Consider the following 15,418-nt stretch of genomic DNA (forward strand, 5'->3'; position numbering starts at 1 on the left):
GGATTACTGCGGCAGGACTTCGAGCGTGGCCGCGTAGCTGTAGCGCTTGGCGCCCGGCTGCGGTTTTCCTTCGCCGAACGGGAAGCCGGCGCTGAGCCAGTACATATTCGCCGCCGGCACGGTGAACGACGCTTCGCCCTTGGCGTCGGTCGTCAAGCGCTGCTCGCCGGAGGCGCCGCGGTATTTGACGGTCCCCTGCACGATGCTGAACGGCAGGTTGGCGACCGGCTTGCCGTCGAGGAGGAAACGCACGCGGATCGGCTCGCCGACGCGCAGGTCGGAAGGATTGGTCAGCGGGATCATTTCCAGGCCTTCGCCGGTCGGCTTGAGGGCCGTGTCGCTGAGCTTGTTGGCCGAGACGAAAGTCTCGTTGCGCGAGTGGACCGCGGTCGTCTGCACCTCGCTGGCGCCGGCGGGAATCGCGACCGCCGGGCTGCCGGCGGCGCCGCGGAAGCGCTTGGTCTCGCCGCCCAGCTTGTAGCTGCCCATCACGTTGTTGTTGACGATCGACAGGCGATAGGTGCCGTCCTTGGGCAGGCGCAGGTCGAGCGTGCTGCGGTACTTGCCGACCACGGCGCCTTCGGCCTTGGCTTGCACGCCGTCCGGATCGGTGACCACCAGGTTGTCCAGGCGCAGCGGATGGTGGTTGAACTCGAACACCTCGTTCGAGATCGCGGCATCGATCGTGACCCAGGCTTCCTTCGAATCGACCATGGCGGTATTCGGCAGGATCCAGGCGCGGTGGGCCTGGGCGGTCAGCGAGGCGCCGGCGAGCAGCAGGCCGACGATGGCGGCTTTGTAGAATGTGTTCTGTTGCATGGGTTTCTCCTGATGGTGGTTGTCGTTATTGGATCTGGAGCGACACGGCGCCCAGTTCGTCCTTGCCGGCCGCGTTCGCCGCCAGCTTGCCCTTGCCGGCCCAGGTGAACGGCACCTTGACCACTTCGCGTCCGCCGGCTTCGCGCGCCGCCTCCACCACCAGCTTGTATTCACCGGGCGGCAGCTTGTCGATGCCATACCTGGCGCCGGCGAACTTCATGGTGTGGGTGCCGGGCGCGCGGGTGGCGCCGCTGACGCCGTCGATCGGCAGGGCGGCGTCGCGCCCCGCCTTGCGCCACCAGGTGCGCAAGTCCTTGACCCATTTCTCGCCGCCCTTGTCCTTCATCTTGACGTCGTACAGCACGGCCAGGTTGGAGGCGATGTTCTGGTCGGCATTCTCGATCCAGATCGCCACATAGGGCTTGTGATATTCGGCCACGTTCAGCTGCGGCACGTCGAACTTGACGGACAGGTCGGCGCCCATGGCCCAGCTGGACGCGAGCGGGAGGGTGAGGGCGAGCGAATGGGACAGTTTCATTCTTGGTCTTCTCTCGGTAGGTGGATCAGTGGACGAACAGGAGGGCCAGCACGATCGGCAGCACGATGCCGAAGCCGACCACCGGCCAGGTCGACGGCCGCTTGGCCGCGTGGTACTTCAGGATCAGGAAACCGGTAATGCAGAACACCACGCAGGCCACGGCGAAGAGGTCGATGAACCAGCTCCAGACCACGCCCGTGTTGCGGCCCTTGTGCATGTCGTTGAGCCACGAGATCCAGCCGCGGTCGGTCTTCTCGAATTCGGCGCTGCCGTCGACCGCGATGCGCAGCCAGGCGTCGCCGCCGGGACGGGGCAGGGCGACATACGCGTCTTCCTCGCTCCATTCGGCGCGCTTGCCGCGCACGTCGACCGGGAAGGCGCCATTGGTCCAGTCCGCGATCTCGCTCGGCAGCGGCACTTCGGCGTCGACGTGGTCTTCGGCAAAGGCCTGCAGCTGGACGCGCAGCGGCTCGGGGAGCGTCGCCTTCAGGCGCGTGACGACGGGCCTGGCCTCGATCAGCGTGGCGTTGTTCAGGGTCAGGCCGGTAAAACTGAACAGCAGCATGGCCATCAGGCAGATGGCCGAGCTGATCCAATGCCATTGATGCAACTGCTTGAGCCACATGGCGCGGCGAGCGCCGGGCAGGGCGGTCCCAGCCGCGGCGCCGGCAGGCGCGGACTCGGCCGCGATGGCCGGCTCGGTTGTATTCTTGAGAGGAGTTGCGGAAGAAGGCATCATTAAATGATAACGATTATCATTTACATGGTCAACTCAGCAATGGGCGCAATGCGGGTTTCGTGCCAAAAGTGCGACTCAGAAATACACATTTTGTAATAAATAATTTCTTGGAAGGGAGTCTGCCCTGGCCGAGATCATGCGTTACAATAATGTGCGCAAATTGGCAGGATTTTGCACACGTATTTTTTAGTACCGAACAGTCCTTCCCCCACAACTTGATGTCTTGAAGTGCAATCCGCTAACCGGTCAGGCCGTGTCGCGGAAGGTTTTAAACAACCCGCCCAAACCTCGCGAAGCGCGAAAAGAAAGGTGAGCAAGAATGATGCAACAATATAACGCCAACTCCTACCTGTTCGGCGGCAATGCCCCGTACGTGGAAGAGTTGTACGAGGCCTATCTGGATAATCCGACCTCGGTGCCCGAAAACTGGCGCGCCTACTTCGACCAGATGCAACACGTGCCGGCAGTCGACGGCTCGAACCGCCCCGATGTGGTGCATTCCTCGGTGGTGGCCTCGTTCGCGGAACGCGCCAAGCAGGGCCCGATCCGTACCGTCGTCGCTTCGGCCGACTCCGAACTGGGCCGCAAGCGCGTCGCCGTCACCCAGATCACCGCCGCCTACCGCTACCTCGGTTCGCGCTGGGCCAACCTGGACCCGCTGCAGCGCCAGGAACGCCCACCCCTCCCAGAGCTCGACCCCGCCTTCTACGGCTTCACCGAAGCCGACCTCGACACCGTTTTCAATATCAGCAACACCTATTTTGGCCAGGAAACCGCGCCGCTGCGCGACATCCTGAACATGTTGCGTGATACGTACACCCGTTCGATCGGCGCCGAGTTCATGTACATCAGCGATCCGACCGAAAAGCGCTGGCTGCAAGAGCGTCTGGAATCGATCCGCTCGACCCCGACTTTCAGCGGCGAGAAGAAAAAGCACATCCTCGAGCGCCTGACCGCGGCCGAAGGCCTGGAACGCTACCTGCACACCAAGTACGTTGGCGCCAAGCGCTTCTCGCTGGAAGGCGGCGAATCGTTCATCGCCTCGATCGACGAAGTGATCCAGCGCGCCGGTGAAAAAGGCATCCAGGAAATCGTGATCGGCATGGCCCACCGCGGCCGCCTGAACGTCCTGGTCAACACCCTGGGCAAGAGCCCGGCCGACCTGTTCGAAGAATTCGAAGGCAAGCACGCCGACGACCTGCCGGCAGGCGACGTGAAATACCACCAGGGCTTCTCGAGCGATATCTCGACCCCGGGCGGCCCGGTCCACCTGTCGCTGGCGTTCAACCCGTCCCACCTCGAGATCGTCAACCCGGTCGTCGAAGGCTCGGTCAAGGCGCGCATGATGCGTCGCGGCGACAAGAAGGGCAAGGAAGTGCTGCCGATCCTGGTGCACGGCGACGCCGCGTTCGCCGGCCAGGGCGTGGTCATGGAAACCCTGAACCTGGCGCAGACCCGCGGCTACGGCACCGGCGGCACCGTGCACATCGTCATCAACAACCAGATCGGCTTTACCACCTCGGATCCACGCGACGCGCGCTCGACCCTGTACTGCTCGGACGTCGTCAAGATGATCGAAGCGCCGGTGCTGCACGTCAATGCGGACGATCCTGAAGCTGTTGTGCTTGCAAGCCAGATCGCCCTCGACTACCGCGCCGAGTTCGGCAAGGACGTCGTGGTCGACATCATCTGCTACCGCAAACTGGGCCACAACGAGCAGGACACCCCGGCGCTGACCCAGCCGCTGATGTACAAGAAGATCGCCAAGCATCCGGGCACCCGCAAGCTGTACGCCGAGAAGCTGGCCGCGCAGGGCACCATCGAAGCCGACGGCGGCGACAAGCTGGTCGCGGCCTACCGCGACGCCATGGACGCCGGCAAGCACACGGTCGATCCGGTGCTGACCAACTTCAAGGGCAAGTACGCGGTCGACTGGGCGCCGTTCCTGAACAAGAAGTGGACCGACGCCGCCGACACCGCCGTGCCGGTCACCGAACTGAAGCGCCTGGCCGAACGCATCACCAAGGTCCCTGAAGGTTTCAAACCACACTCGCTGGTCGAAAAAGTGCTGGCCGACCGCGCCGCCATGGGCCGCGGCGAAGTGAACCTCGACTGGGGCATGGGCGAGCACCTGGCGTTCGCCTCGCTGCTGTCGTCGGGCTATGCGATCCGCCTGTCGGGCCAGGACGCCGGCCGTGGCACCTTCGTGCACCGCCACGCCGTGCTGCACGACCAGAATCGCGAGCGCTGGGACCAGGGCATCTACCTGCCGCTGGCCAATATCTCCGACAACCAGGCCGACTTCACCGTGATCGATTCGGTGCTGTCCGAAGAAGCGGTGCTGGGCTTCGAATACGGCTTCTCGACCGCCGAACCGAACACCCTGACCATCTGGGAAGCCCAGTTCGGCGACTTCGTCAACGGCGCGCAAGTCGTCATCGACCAGTTCATCGCCTCCGGCGAAGTGAAGTGGGGCCGCGCCTCGGGCCTGGTCATGATGCTGCCGCACGGCTATGAAGGCCAGGGTCCGGAGCACTCGTCGGCCCGTATCGAGCGCTTCCTGCAACTGTGCGCCGACAACAATATGCAAGTGGTGCAGCCGACCACGGCCGCCCAGATCTTCCACCTGCTGCGCCGCCAGATGGTGCGCCAGTTCCGCAAGCCGCTGGTGATCTTCACGCCGAAGTCGCTGCTGCGTAACAAGGATGCCGGCTCGCCGCTGACCGACCTGACCAAGGGCGGTTTCCAGACCGTCATCGGCGAATGCGACGACAAGATCGACGCAGGCAAGGTCAAGCGTGTGATCGTGTGCTCGGGCAAGGTCTATTACGACCTGGTCAATGCACGCAAGACGCGCAACAGCGCCGACACCGCGATCATCCGTATCGAGCAGATGTACCCGTTCCCGCACAAGTCGTTCGCCGCCGAACTGAAAAAGTTCCCGAACGCGACCGAAGTGGTGTGGGCACAGGACGAGCCGCAGAACCAGGGTCCATGGTTCCAGATCCAGCACAACATCTTCGAAGGCATGGAAGATGGCCAGCGCCTGGCTTACGCCGGTCGCGCCGCGTCGGCATCGCCGGCCGTGGGTTATGCGGACAAGCACATCGCACAGCAAAAAGAACTGCTGGAGACCGCGTTCTCGAAACTCAAGGGTTTCATCCTGACTAAGTAATTAGTCACATCAGGTAAAACCACGCCCCCCGCGTCCCGTGCGCGGGGGCACTTGCAAAGAATAATTACTGGAGTTTTAAAAAATGGCACAAATCGAAGTCAAGGTACCTGTTCTGTCGGAATCCGTTGCTGAAGCAACCCTGCTGTCGTGGCACAAGAAAGTCGGCGAATCCGTCTCGCGCGACGAAAACATGATCGACATCGAGACCGACAAGGTGGTCCTGGAACTGCCGGCGCCGAGCGCAGGCGTGATCGTGCAACTGCTGAAAGCCGACGGCGATACCGTCGTCGCAAACGAAGTCATCGCGATCATCGATACCGAAGCATCGGCGCAGACCAGCCCGATCGCCGTCAAGGCCGTTCCATCGGCAGCGCCGAACGCATCGATCGCTGCGCCGGCCGCCGCGCCAGCCGCTGATCAGTCGAAAGCCGGCGTCGCCATGCCGGCCGCCGCCAAGATCCTGGCCGACAACAATATGAGCGCTTCGAACGTCGAAGGCTCGGGCCGCGATGGCCGCGTGACCAAGGGCGATGCCCTGGCTGCCGTCGCCGGCAAGCCAGCCGCCGCAGCTGCCGCTGCACCGGCCGCCGCGCCGAAGGCAGCCCTGCAGCAAGTCGCTGCCCCTGCACCAGCCAACCTGGGCGACCGTCCGGAAGAGCGCGTGCCGATGAGCCGCCTGCGCGCCCGTATCGCCGAGCGCCTGCTGCAATCGCAGTCGACCAACGCCATCCTGACCACCTTCAACGAAGTGAACATGGCTCCGGTCATGGAACTGCGTAACAAGTACAAGGACAAGTTCGAGAAAGAACACGGCGTCAAGCTGGGCTTCATGTCCTTCTTCGTCAAGGCCGCCGTCGCCGCGCTGAAGAAGTACCCGATCCTGAACGCCTCGGTCGACGGCAACGACATCATCTACCACGGCTACTTCGACATCGGCATCGCCGTCGGTTCGCCACGTGGCCTGGTGGTGCCGATCCTGCGCAACGCCGACCAGATGTCGATCGCCGAAATCGAGAAGAAGATCGGTGAGTTCGGCCAGAAAGCCAAGGACGGCAAGCTGACCCTGGACGACCTGTCGGGCGGCACCTTCTCGATCTCGAACGGCGGCGTGTTCGGCTCGATGCTGTCGACCCCGATCATCAACCCACCGCAGTCGGCGATCCTGGGCGTGCACGCGACCAAGGACCGCGCCGTCGTCGAGAACGGCCAGATCGTCATCCGTCCGATGAACTACCTGGCAATGTCGTACGACCACCGCATCATCGACGGCCGCGAAGCCGTGCTGGGCCTGGTCGCGATGAAGGACGCGCTGGAAGATCCGGCCCGCCTGCTGCTGGACCTGTAATTCTCGTCACGTGCCGGCGCCGCCATGGCGGCGCCGGCTTGCTGTTTGCCGGAGAACGCGATGTTGTCAGACGAAATCAAGCGGCTGCACGAGTTGCACCAGGCCGGCGCGCTGTCGGATGCCGAGTTCGAGCAGGCCAAGGCGCGCATCCTGTCGGGTGCGTCGACCGTGAGCCTCAATAAGGAACCGCCGGCCACCGAGCGGATCTCCTTCGACCAGCACCGCGACGACCTGCTGAGCGGCCTGCGCCGCTCGCGGCTCGACCGCTGGCTGGGCGGCGTGTGCGGCGGCCTGGCGCGCACCTACGGTCTCGAATCGTGGGTCTGGCGCCTGATCTTCGTGCTGTTCGTCCTGACGTTCGGCTTCGGCATCCTGATATACCTGCTGCTGTGGGTATTCATTCCGGAAGAATAAAAAGGAATCAAAGTAATGAGCGATAAACAATTTGACGTCGTCGTGATCGGCGGCGGTCCTGGCGGCTACATCGCCGCCATCCGCGCAGCCCAGCTGGGCTTCAAGACCGCCTGCATCGACGAGTGGAGCAACGCCGCCGGCAAGCCTGCCCCGGGCGGCACCTGCACCAACGTCGGCTGCATCCCGTCGAAGGCGCTGCTGCAATCGTCGGAACACTTCGAACACGCCGGCCACGCCTTCGCCGACCACGGCATCAAGGTCTCGGGCCTGGAGCTCGACCTGGGCACCATGCTCAAGCGCAAGGACACCATCGTCAAGCAGAACAACGACGGCATCCTGTTCCTGTTCAAGAAGAACAAGGTCACCTTCTTCCACGGCCGCGGCGCCTTCGCCGGCAAGGCGGAAGGCGACGCTGGCTACACCATCAACGTCAGCGGCCCGACCACCGACACCATCAGCGCCAAGAACGTGGTCGTCGCGACCGGTTCGAACGCACGCCAGCTGCCGGGCGCGGAATTCGACGAGAAACTGATCCTGTCGAACACCGGCGCCCTGGCGATCGACGCCGTGCCGGGTAAACTCGGCGTGATCGGCGCCGGCGTCATCGGCCTGGAAATGGGCAGCGTGTGGCGCCGTGTCGGCGCCGACGTCACGGTGCTCGAAGGCCTGCCGACCTTCCTGGGCGCGGTCGACGAGCAGATCGCCAAGGAAGCGCACAAGCTGTTCACCAAGCAGGGCCTGAAGATCAACCTGGGCTGCAAGATCGGCGCGATCACCAAGGGCGCCAACGACGTCACCGTGGAATACGCCGACAGCACCGGCGCGGAGCAGAAAGCGACCTTCGACCGCCTGATCATCTCGATCGGCCGCGTGCCGAACACCAACGGCCTCGGCATCGAGACCGTGGGCCTGCAGCTCGATGAGCGCGGCTTCGTGGTGGTCGACGACGAATGCCGCACCAGCCTGCCGGGCGTGTGGGCGGTGGGCGACGTCGTGCGCGGCCCGATGCTGGCGCACAAGGCCGAGGAAGAAGGCGTGGCGGTTGCCGAGCGCATCGCCGGCCAGCATGGCCACGTCAACTTCAACACGATTCCATGGGTGATCTACACCTCGCCGGAAATCGCGTGGGTCGGCAAGACCGAACAGCAGCTGAAGGCCGACGGCGTGCAGTACAAGGCCGGCACCTTCCCGTTCATGGCCAACGGCCGTGCGCGTGCGCTGGGCGACACCTCGGGCATGGTCAAGTTCCTGGCCGATGCCACGACCGATGAAATCCTGGGCGTGCACATCGTCGGCCCGATGGCCTCCGAGCTGATCTCGGAAGCCGTGGTCGCGATGGAGTTCAAGGCATCGTCGGAAGACATCGCCCGCATCTGCCACGCGCACCCGTCGCTGTCGGAAGCGACCAAGGAAGCCGCGCTGGCAGTCGACAAGCGTTCGCTGAACTTCTAAGCAAACAGGAGCATTCGTCGGCGCCGTGGACGCGGCGCCGGGGAACGGTATCCCGTAATGTGGGCGGGTTTCCCCGCCCACATTACGTTTACAGCGGTAAGAATATGAATGTTCAAGAGTATTACCAGCACGCGCTGAACGAGCGCGGCTTCAAGTCAGACCCGGCGCAACAGATGGCGGTGGACCGCCTGCAACAGGCGTACGACGACTGGGTCCACTACAAGGCCCAGCGGTCGTCCGCTTTCAAGCGCCTGATCAACCGGCCCGACGTGCCCAGGGGCGTGTACATGTGGGGCGGGGTGGGGCGCGGCAAGTCCTTCCTGATGGATTCGTTCTACCTGGTGGTGCCGGTGGTGCGCAAGACGCGCCTGCACTTCCACGAGTTCATGCGCGCCGTGCACGGCCAGCTGGATGAGCTGAAGGGCGTCGCCGATCCGCTCGACGAAGTGGCCAAGCGCATCGCCAGGAAGTATCGCCTGATCTGCTTCGACGAATTCCACGTTTCGGACATCGCCGACGCGATGATCCTGTACAACCTGCTCAAGGCCCTGTTCGACAACGGCGTGAGCTTCGTGATGACCTCGAACTATGAGCCGTCGACCCTGTATCCGGACGGCCTGCACCGCGACCGCATGCTGCCCACCATCGCGCTGCTGCAGGAGAAACTCGACGTCTTGAACGTCGACGCCGGCAACGACTACCGCAAGCGCGCGCTGGAGCAGGTGGAAGCTTATTACATGCCGCTCGACGCGGCGTCCGACAAGGCGCTGCGCGACGCCTATGCCAGGGTGGCCGACACCGCCGACGAAGCGCCGGTGGTGACCATCGAAAAGCGCGAGATCCGCGCGCTGCGCCGCGCCGGCGGCGTGATCTGGTTCGACTTCGCCACGCTGTGCGGCGGGCCGCGCTCGCAGAACGACTACCTGGAACTGGCCAGCCAGTTCCATACCGTGATCCTGTCCGGCATCCCGGCGATGTCGGCGGCCCAGTCGTCCGAGGCGCGCCGCTTTACCTGGCTGATCGACGTGTTCTACGACCACAAGGTCAAGCTGATCATGTCGGCCGCGGTCGAACCGGAAGAGCTGTACACCACGGGCCAGCTGGCGAACGAATTCCACCGGACCGTATCGCGTATCATCGAGATGCAGTCGCGCGAGTACCTGCTGGCCGAACGGCGCGGCGCGGCCGACGCCATTGCATGATCGAAAGGAACACCATGACAAGACAACCGATGCTGCGCGCTACCGCAGCCGCCGCATTCACCCTGTTGCTGGCGGCTTGCTCGAGCACCGAGCTGGCGCAGCAGGAGGCGCCGTCGGCGCCCACCACGTCGCCCGAACAGGCCGAACAGCGCCTGGCCGCGGTCGCGGCCGAGCGCGCCGCGATCGAGGCCCGTTTTGCCGAGCGCGAAGTGGTTTGCTACGACAAATTCTTCGTCAACCGCTGCCTGGACGAAGCCCGCGAAGTGCGGCGCGCGGCCCTGGTGACGCAGCGCGCGATCGAGATCGAGGCCTCGCACTACCTGCGCCGCCTCAAGGTCGAGGAGCGTGACAAGGCGATCGCCGAAGCCGATGCCGCCTATGCGGAACAAGAAGCCAGGCTGGCCGCCGATCCGGCGCCGGCGAAGGATTCGGCCGCCGCGGCGCTGCCGCCGCCACGCACCAAGCCGGGCGAATCGCGCGTGGTGCGCAACCAGCAGCGGGCCCAGGAAAGCGCGGCGAACGCCGAGAAGGAAGCCGCCGAGCGCGCGGCCAATGTCGCGGCCTATGAAGAGCGCCGTCGCAAGTCGGAAGAACGCCAGAAGGAAGTGGCGCGCCGCGTGGCCGAGCGCGAAGCCAAGGCGGCCCAGCGCGCGGCCGAGGAAGCCAAGCGGACGGGCGGCAATCAGCCGGCGCCAACGAACTAGCGCTGACCGGCGAACGACCCGTCCTGGGCCGGCTTGACCAGCTTCACGATGGCCATGGTGCAATTGCCGCCTTTGCCTTGCGAACGCTCCGTGGCTTTGTTGATGAGCATTTCGGAGGCCTGGCGCGGCGTCGTCCTGGCGGTCACGGCCGCCAGCTCGGCGTCGGTGAAGAAATGCCACAGGCCGTCCGAGCACAGCAGGAAGCTGTCGCCCGCGGCCAGCCCGGTATGGCTGCCGGTCGTGACGAACGGTTCCTTGCGGCTGTTTCCCAATACATTGAGCAAGAGCTTGGAGCGGCGGTGGTTGCGCGCCGCCTCCGGCGGCAGGCGGTCGCTGGCGACCAGGTGCTCGACATAGGCGGCGTCGCTGGTGCGCACCGCGCACTTGCCGTGCTCGAAGCGGTACAGGCGCGAATCGCCCACGTGGGCCCAGACCGCCTCGCCGTGCGGGCTGATCACCAGGCCGACGAAGCTGGCGTGGATCTCGGCCTGCGTGGCCACGGCATTCATCTTGATCACCGTGTGGGTCTCGCTGATCATCTCGTGCAGCAGCTGGGCCAGGCGCTCGATGCCGGGACGGTCGCCGGGCTTGAATTCGTCGAAGACCTGGCGCGCCGTGTGCAGCACCTGGTCGGCCCCGGCCGGACTGGCGACCCCGTCCGACAGCACCGCCAGCACGTAGCCGGGGGCGCGGGCGCCGGTGAACAGGGCGGCGCGGTCGTTCTGCTGGGGGCGGTTCCCGATGTGTTGCGCGGTGCCCGCTTCGATCTTGTAAGAAGTCATAAATCCGTGTTTTCCAGGACGCTAACGCCAATCTTTGTTGGCGGCAACCTCCGCCTCGATTAAACTATGCACTGAGAAGCCACCAGCTTGCAAGTTAATCTTGTAGCAACAAGATAGCATAATCCGGAGCGCCCGCCCTGGCCGGCGCTTTTCGCCATTCTTTCCCGTAACTGCATCCAACATGACTGACGTACAGGACATCCAGCGCCGTATTATCGAACTCGATGTGGAGCACCGCGACCTCGACGCCGTCATCTCCCTGTTGACGGCGGACGGTCATGCTGACCAGTTACAACTGCGCCGCCTCAAGAAGCGTAAACTGCAGCTCAAAGATCATATTACGCTGCTGAAGATGCAGCTGGTACCCGATATCCCGGCCTGATTCAATCCCAGGCCCAACGAAACCACGTATTTTGACCGACCAACTTTCTGCTTCTCCGGATGCGGTAGAGACTATTGCTCCCGCAACACCGGAATCCCAGGCTCCCGCCGGCAAGTACGACGCCGATGTCGATCGCCTGTTCGGCGCCGGCGGCCCGCTCGCACCCGCCGTCGGCACGTTCAAGCCGCGCCAGTCGCAGACCGAGATGGCCAAGGCCGTGGCCCAGGCCATCGCCGACCAGCAAGTGCTCATGGCCGAGGCCGGCACTGGCACGGGCAAGACCTTCGCCTACCTGGTGCCGGCGCTGCTGTGGGGCGGCAAGACCATCGTCTCGACCGGCACCAAGAACTTGCAAGATCAATTGTTCCTGCGCGATATCCCGACCGTGCGCGCCGCCCTGCGCGCGCCGGTCTCGGTCGCCCTGCTCAAGGGCCGCTCGAACTACGTCTGCCATTTCCACCTCGAGCGCACCCTGCAGAACGGACGGCTGACCTCGCGCGACGACGTCGGCCACCTGCGCGAGATCTCGCGCTTCATCAAGATGACGAGCTCGGGCGACAAGGCCGAGCTGGCCAAGGTGCCCGAGACCGCCACCGTCTGGAACCTGGTTACCTCCACGCGCGACACCTGCATGGGCGCCGAATGCCAGTACTACCAGGATTGCTTCGTGATGAAGGCGCGCAGGGAAGCGCAGCAGGCGGATGTCGTGGTGGTCAACCACCACCTGTTCTTCGCCGACGTGGCGCTGAAGGATACCGGCATGGCCGAGCTGCTGCCGTCGGCCAATACCATCATCTTCGACGAGGCGCACCAGCTGCCCGACGTCGCGACCCTGTTCTTCGGCCAGTCGGTCTCGACCTCGCAAGTGCTGGAACTGTGCCGCGACGTGCTGGCCGAGGGCCTGGCCCATGCGCGCGGCGGCCCGGACTGGGCCAAGGTGGTGACCGTGGTCGAGAAGGCCGCGCGCGACCTGCGCCTGTCGTTTGGCGACGGCAACCTGCGCCTGTCGCTGCCGCAGATCATGCCCACTTCACAGTTTTTCCCGGCACTTGAAAATCTCAAAGAACAAATCGCCGGCATGATCACGGTGCTGGAAGAAAATTCCGCGCGCGCCGAGACGATCGAAGCCTGCCGCGTGCGCGCGCACGAGCTGGCCGCCGCCTTCGACGCCTGGAAGCCGGACCACAAGGCGCCGGCCAACGAGCAGGCGGTGTTGTGGGCCGAGGCTTTCTCGTCTTCGCTGCAACTGCACAAGACGCCGCTGTCGATCGCGCCGATCTTCGCCAGCCAGAGAGAAGGCACGCCGCGCAGCTGGATCTTCACTTCGGCGACGCTGGCGGTGAAGAACGACTTCAAGCATTTTTCCGACCAGCTGGGACTGACCGGCGAGCCGGCCAAGACCTGGCCCAGCCCGTTCGACTACCAGAACCAGGGCATCCTGTACGTGCCGACCGGCCTGCCCGAGCCGCAGGCGGCCGTGTACACCGACGCCGTGGTCGATGCCGCCTTGCCGGTGATCGAGGCGGCCGGCGGCCGCACCTTCTTCCTGTGCACGACGATCCGCGCCGTCAACAAGGTGGCCGAGCGCCTGCGCGCTGAGTTCGCCGAGCGCGGCTGGGATTTCCCATTGTTCGTGCAGGGCGAGCGCGGCCGCACCGAACTGCTCGATTCCTTCCGCAATGCCGGCAATGCGGTGCTGGTCGGCAGCCAGAGCTTCTGGGAAGGCGTCGACGTGCGTGGCGATGCGCTGTCGCTGGTGATCATCGACAAGCTGCCGTTCGCGCCGCCCGACGATCCGGTGCTGGCCGCGCGCATCGAGGTGATGGAAAAGCAGGGCATGAACGGCTTCATGCACCACCAGTTGCCCGAGGCGATCATCACCCTGAAGCAGGGCGCCGGACGCCTGATCCGCGACGTCGAGGACCGCGGCGTGCTGATGATCTGCGATCCGCGCATCATCACCAAGCCGTATGGCCGCCGCATCTGGCAGAGCCTGCCGTCGTTCAAGCGCACCCGGGTGCAGGAAGAGGTGATCCAGTTCTTCCGGCCGGTCGAAGAGGCGGACCAGAGCGCGGCCTGAGCGCGGCCTGAGCGGCGTCAGGGCACGATGATCACCTTGCCGATGACCTTGCGCGCCGCCATGTCGTTCAGGGCCTGCGCGGTGTCGGCCAGCGCATAGCGCCGCGACACCAGCGGCCGCAGTTTCCCTTGCGCGATCCAGCCGGTGATGCGCGCCATCGCCGCCAGGTGCGCATCCTGCTCCTTGCGCGTGAAGTCGCCCCAGAACACGCCTACCACCGACGCCCCTTTCAGCAGCATCAGGTTCCACGGCAGGCGCGGGATCTCGCCGGCCGCGAAGCCCACCACCAGGTGGCGTCCGCGCCAGGCGATCGAGCGCAGCGCCGGTTCGCTGTACTTGCCGCCGACCGGATCGTAGATGACGTCCGGGCCGCGGCCATCGGTGGCGGCGCGCAGCGCTTCGCGCAAGTCCGCGGTTTCATAATTGATCAGCACGTCGGCGCCGTGCGCCTTGCACGCCGCCAGTTTCTCGTCGCTGGACGCGGCCGCGATCACGCGCGCGCCGAGGGCCTTGCCGATCTCGATCGCCGCCAGGCCCACGCCGCCGGCCGCGCCCAGCACCAGCATCGTTTCGCCCGGCTGCAAGGCAGCGCGGTCGGCGACCGCGTGGTACGAGGTGCCGTAGGTGAGCGTGATCGCGGCGGCGACGTCGAGGTCCATGTCGTCCGGCATCGGGAGGAAGGCGCTGCCCGGGGCTACGGCCTGCTCGGCGAAGGCGCCGGTGCGGGTGAAACCGATCACGCGCTGGCCGGGGACGAAGCCGCGGACGTCGGCGCCGACGGCGCGCACTACGCCCGCGAACTCGTTGCCCGGCGTGAAGGGAAGGGGAGGACGCACCTGGTATTTGCCCTGGACCGTCAGCACGTCGGGGAAGTTGACGCCGGCCGCCTTCACGTCCACCACGACGTCGCCCGGACCGGCGACCGGTTCCGGCAAGTCTTCCAGCACCAGGCTGTCTGGTGGTCCCCAAGCGGTGCAGCGTACGGCTTTCATTGCTTCCTCACAGTTTTATTAGCGGGGTTATTGGCGGGGCGAATTATGCCTTAAGAAACAGAGCGAATCTTCGTCCGCAAGGCCTGTGTCTGCTTGTCCGCCCGCAAAGCCGGCAAGGGACTGCGCGCTAGAGTCTTGGGATGCGGGCGCCACGCGCGCCGGGACCAGAGGACAAGCATGGCAATCCGTTACGGTTGTTTCTTCAGTTATGCCCACGGCCGACACGCGCTGATGCAGCGCTTCAAGTCGGCCCTGGCCGACGCCCTGCGCTGCTATCTCGAACCCTACTTCGACAACGAAGACGAACTGTTTGTCGATACCGAGCAGTTGGGCGGCGGCGACGATCTCGACCGCAAGATCGCACGCGCCATGTGCGAGAGCGTCTGCATGATCCTCATCTACACGCCCAAGTACGAGGCCCACGCCTATACGCGGCGCGAGTACGAGGCCATGCGCCTGATCGAGGCCGAGCGCGGCAAGTGGTACACGCTGCCGAGCCGCCTGATCATCCCGGTCGTCATGACGCGCCACCCCGAATCCCTGCCGCCCCAGATCAGCGACGCGCGCTTCTATGTCGACTTCTCGCACTACACGATGGCCACGCCCGATCTGATGTCGAATCCAGACTTCTTGCCGGACATTGACAAGATGGTCAAGCGGATTGCAGCCCATTATGCATGTCAAAAAAAGCATACGCCGCTCGACCACGACTGCAACCAATTCGTGCTTCCCGCTGTCCCACCCGAATGGCGCGATGTTCCAGAACTGACGTTTCCAAAAGAATGAGGAGCCAT

The 15,418-nt window shown here is 64.7% G+C and carries 14 protein-coding genes; 9 read left to right on the forward strand and 5 right to left on the reverse strand.

From position 1 onward, the window contains the following. Positions 1 to 3: 3 nt before the first annotated feature. Genes LO55_RS13910 through LO55_RS13920 form a run of 3 tightly spaced genes read right to left on the reverse strand, consistent with a single transcriptional unit; the run spans position 4 to position 2,093 of the window. Positions 4 to 819, reverse strand: coding sequence for a DUF4198 domain-containing protein (locus LO55_RS13910; RefSeq protein ID WP_071361905.1), 816 nt, complete (start codon positions 817 to 819; stop codon positions 4 to 6). A gap of 25 nt (positions 820 to 844) precedes the next feature. Further along, a complete protein-coding gene (locus LO55_RS13915) occupies positions 845 to 1,357 on the reverse strand; it encodes a DUF2271 domain-containing protein (protein WP_071361906.1) in 513 nt (170 codons plus the stop codon). 25 nt (positions 1,358 to 1,382) lie between these two features. Continuing rightward, on the reverse strand, positions 1,383 to 2,093 hold the full coding sequence (locus tag LO55_RS13920) for a PepSY-associated TM helix domain-containing protein (protein WP_177185598.1): 711 nt from the start codon (positions 2,091 to 2,093) through the stop codon (positions 1,383 to 1,385). Between the two features lie 322 nt (positions 2,094 to 2,415). Here LO55_RS13920 and LO55_RS13925 point away from each other — a divergent pair, with 322 nt between their 5' ends. The 6 genes from LO55_RS13925 (at position 2,416) to LO55_RS13950 (ending at position 10,388) form a co-directional block, all read left to right on the forward strand. Further along, on the forward strand, positions 2,416 to 5,271 hold the full coding sequence (locus LO55_RS13925; protein ID WP_040776094.1) for a 2-oxoglutarate dehydrogenase E1 component: 2,856 nt from the start codon (positions 2,416 to 2,418) through the stop codon (positions 5,269 to 5,271). An 82-nt stretch (positions 5,272 to 5,353) separates the two neighbouring features. Next, complete coding sequence (odhB, locus tag LO55_RS13930; RefSeq protein ID WP_071361908.1) at positions 5,354 to 6,616, forward strand: 2-oxoglutarate dehydrogenase complex dihydrolipoyllysine-residue succinyltransferase; 1,263 nt, start codon at positions 5,354 to 5,356, stop codon at positions 6,614 to 6,616. 60 nt (positions 6,617 to 6,676) lie between these two features. After that, positions 6,677 to 7,030, forward strand: coding sequence for a PspC domain-containing protein (locus LO55_RS13935; protein ID WP_005666215.1), 354 nt, complete (start codon positions 6,677 to 6,679; stop codon positions 7,028 to 7,030). A gap of 15 nt (positions 7,031 to 7,045) precedes the next feature. Next, on the forward strand, positions 7,046 to 8,482 hold the full coding sequence (gene lpdA, locus LO55_RS13940) for a dihydrolipoyl dehydrogenase (RefSeq protein ID WP_071361909.1): 1,437 nt from the start codon (positions 7,046 to 7,048) through the stop codon (positions 8,480 to 8,482). Positions 8,483 to 8,586: 104 nt separating this feature from the next. Further along, positions 8,587 to 9,684 carry a cell division protein ZapE gene (zapE, locus tag LO55_RS13945; RefSeq protein ID WP_071361910.1) on the forward strand — a complete coding sequence of 366 codons (1,098 nt, stop codon included), beginning with the start codon at positions 8,587 to 8,589 and terminating at the stop codon, positions 9,682 to 9,684. A gap of 14 nt (positions 9,685 to 9,698) precedes the next feature. Then, a complete protein-coding gene (locus LO55_RS13950; protein WP_071361911.1) occupies positions 9,699 to 10,388 on the forward strand; it encodes a hypothetical protein in 690 nt (229 codons plus the stop codon). Here the strand turns inward: LO55_RS13950 and LO55_RS13955 are convergent. Next, a complete protein-coding gene (locus LO55_RS13955; RefSeq protein ID WP_071361912.1) occupies positions 10,385 to 11,170 on the reverse strand; it encodes a PP2C family protein-serine/threonine phosphatase in 786 nt (261 codons plus the stop codon). The two genes, LO55_RS13950 and LO55_RS13955, sit on opposite strands and share 4 nt — an antisense overlap. 181 nt (positions 11,171 to 11,351) lie before the next feature. Here LO55_RS13955 and LO55_RS13960 point away from each other — a divergent pair, with 181 nt between their 5' ends. Both LO55_RS13960 and yoaA read left to right on the forward strand, forming a co-directional pair. After that, a complete protein-coding gene (locus LO55_RS13960) occupies positions 11,352 to 11,552 on the forward strand; it encodes a YdcH family protein (protein WP_005666222.1) in 201 nt (66 codons plus the stop codon). Positions 11,553 to 11,583: 31 nt separating this feature from the next. After that, a complete protein-coding gene (yoaA, locus tag LO55_RS13965; protein ID WP_071361913.1) occupies positions 11,584 to 13,632 on the forward strand; it encodes a DNA repair helicase YoaA in 2,049 nt (682 codons plus the stop codon). Positions 13,633 to 13,649: 17 nt separating this feature from the next. Here yoaA and LO55_RS13970 read toward each other — a convergent pair whose 3' ends face one another. Continuing rightward, complete coding sequence (locus LO55_RS13970) at positions 13,650 to 14,624, reverse strand: NADPH:quinone oxidoreductase family protein (RefSeq protein ID WP_071361914.1); 975 nt, start codon at positions 14,622 to 14,624, stop codon at positions 13,650 to 13,652. Between the two features lie 177 nt (positions 14,625 to 14,801). On the opposite strand from LO55_RS13970, the gene LO55_RS13975 reads away from it, so the two are divergent. After that, positions 14,802 to 15,410, forward strand: a complete 609-nt coding sequence (locus LO55_RS13975; protein WP_005666225.1) for a toll/interleukin-1 receptor domain-containing protein — start codon at positions 14,802 to 14,804, stop codon at positions 15,408 to 15,410. Positions 15,411 to 15,418: the final 8 nt, after the last annotated feature.

This window comes from Massilia timonae (assembly GCF_001866515.1).
In the GTDB taxonomy this organism is placed as follows: domain Bacteria; phylum Pseudomonadota; class Gammaproteobacteria; order Burkholderiales; family Burkholderiaceae_D; genus Telluria; species Telluria timonae.

What these genes read in the sequence shown, in the direction of transcription:
- LO55_RS13925 (WP_040776094.1), top strand. Translation starts at nt 2,416, where the DNA reads ATGATGCAACAATATAACGCCAACTCCTACCTGTTCGGCGGCAATGCC.
- LO55_RS13920 (WP_177185598.1), bottom strand. Translation starts at nt 2,093, where the DNA reads ATGCCTTCTTCCGCAACTCCTCTCAAGAATACAACCGAGCCGGCCATC.
- LO55_RS13910 (WP_071361905.1), bottom strand. Translation starts at nt 819, where the DNA reads ATGCAACAGAACACATTCTACAAAGCCGCCATCGTCGGCCTGCTGCTC.
- LO55_RS13975 (WP_005666225.1), top strand. Translation starts at nt 14,802, where the DNA reads ATGGCAATCCGTTACGGTTGTTTCTTCAGTTATGCCCACGGCCGACAC.
- LO55_RS13960 (WP_005666222.1), top strand. Translation starts at nt 11,352, where the DNA reads ATGACTGACGTACAGGACATCCAGCGCCGTATTATCGAACTCGATGTG.
- LO55_RS13970 (WP_071361914.1), bottom strand. Translation starts at nt 14,624, where the DNA reads ATGAAAGCCGTACGCTGCACCGCTTGGGGACCACCAGACAGCCTGGTG.
- LO55_RS13915 (WP_071361906.1), bottom strand. Translation starts at nt 1,357, where the DNA reads ATGAAACTGTCCCATTCGCTCGCCCTCACCCTCCCGCTCGCGTCCAGC.
- LO55_RS13950 (WP_071361911.1), top strand. Translation starts at nt 9,699, where the DNA reads ATGACAAGACAACCGATGCTGCGCGCTACCGCAGCCGCCGCATTCACC.
- LO55_RS13935 (WP_005666215.1), top strand. Translation starts at nt 6,677, where the DNA reads ATGTTGTCAGACGAAATCAAGCGGCTGCACGAGTTGCACCAGGCCGGC.
- LO55_RS13955 (WP_071361912.1), bottom strand. Translation starts at nt 11,170, where the DNA reads ATGACTTCTTACAAGATCGAAGCGGGCACCGCGCAACACATCGGGAAC.
- lpdA (WP_071361909.1), top strand. Translation starts at nt 7,046, where the DNA reads ATGAGCGATAAACAATTTGACGTCGTCGTGATCGGCGGCGGTCCTGGC.
- odhB (WP_071361908.1), top strand. Translation starts at nt 5,354, where the DNA reads ATGGCACAAATCGAAGTCAAGGTACCTGTTCTGTCGGAATCCGTTGCT.
- zapE (WP_071361910.1), top strand. Translation starts at nt 8,587, where the DNA reads ATGAATGTTCAAGAGTATTACCAGCACGCGCTGAACGAGCGCGGCTTC.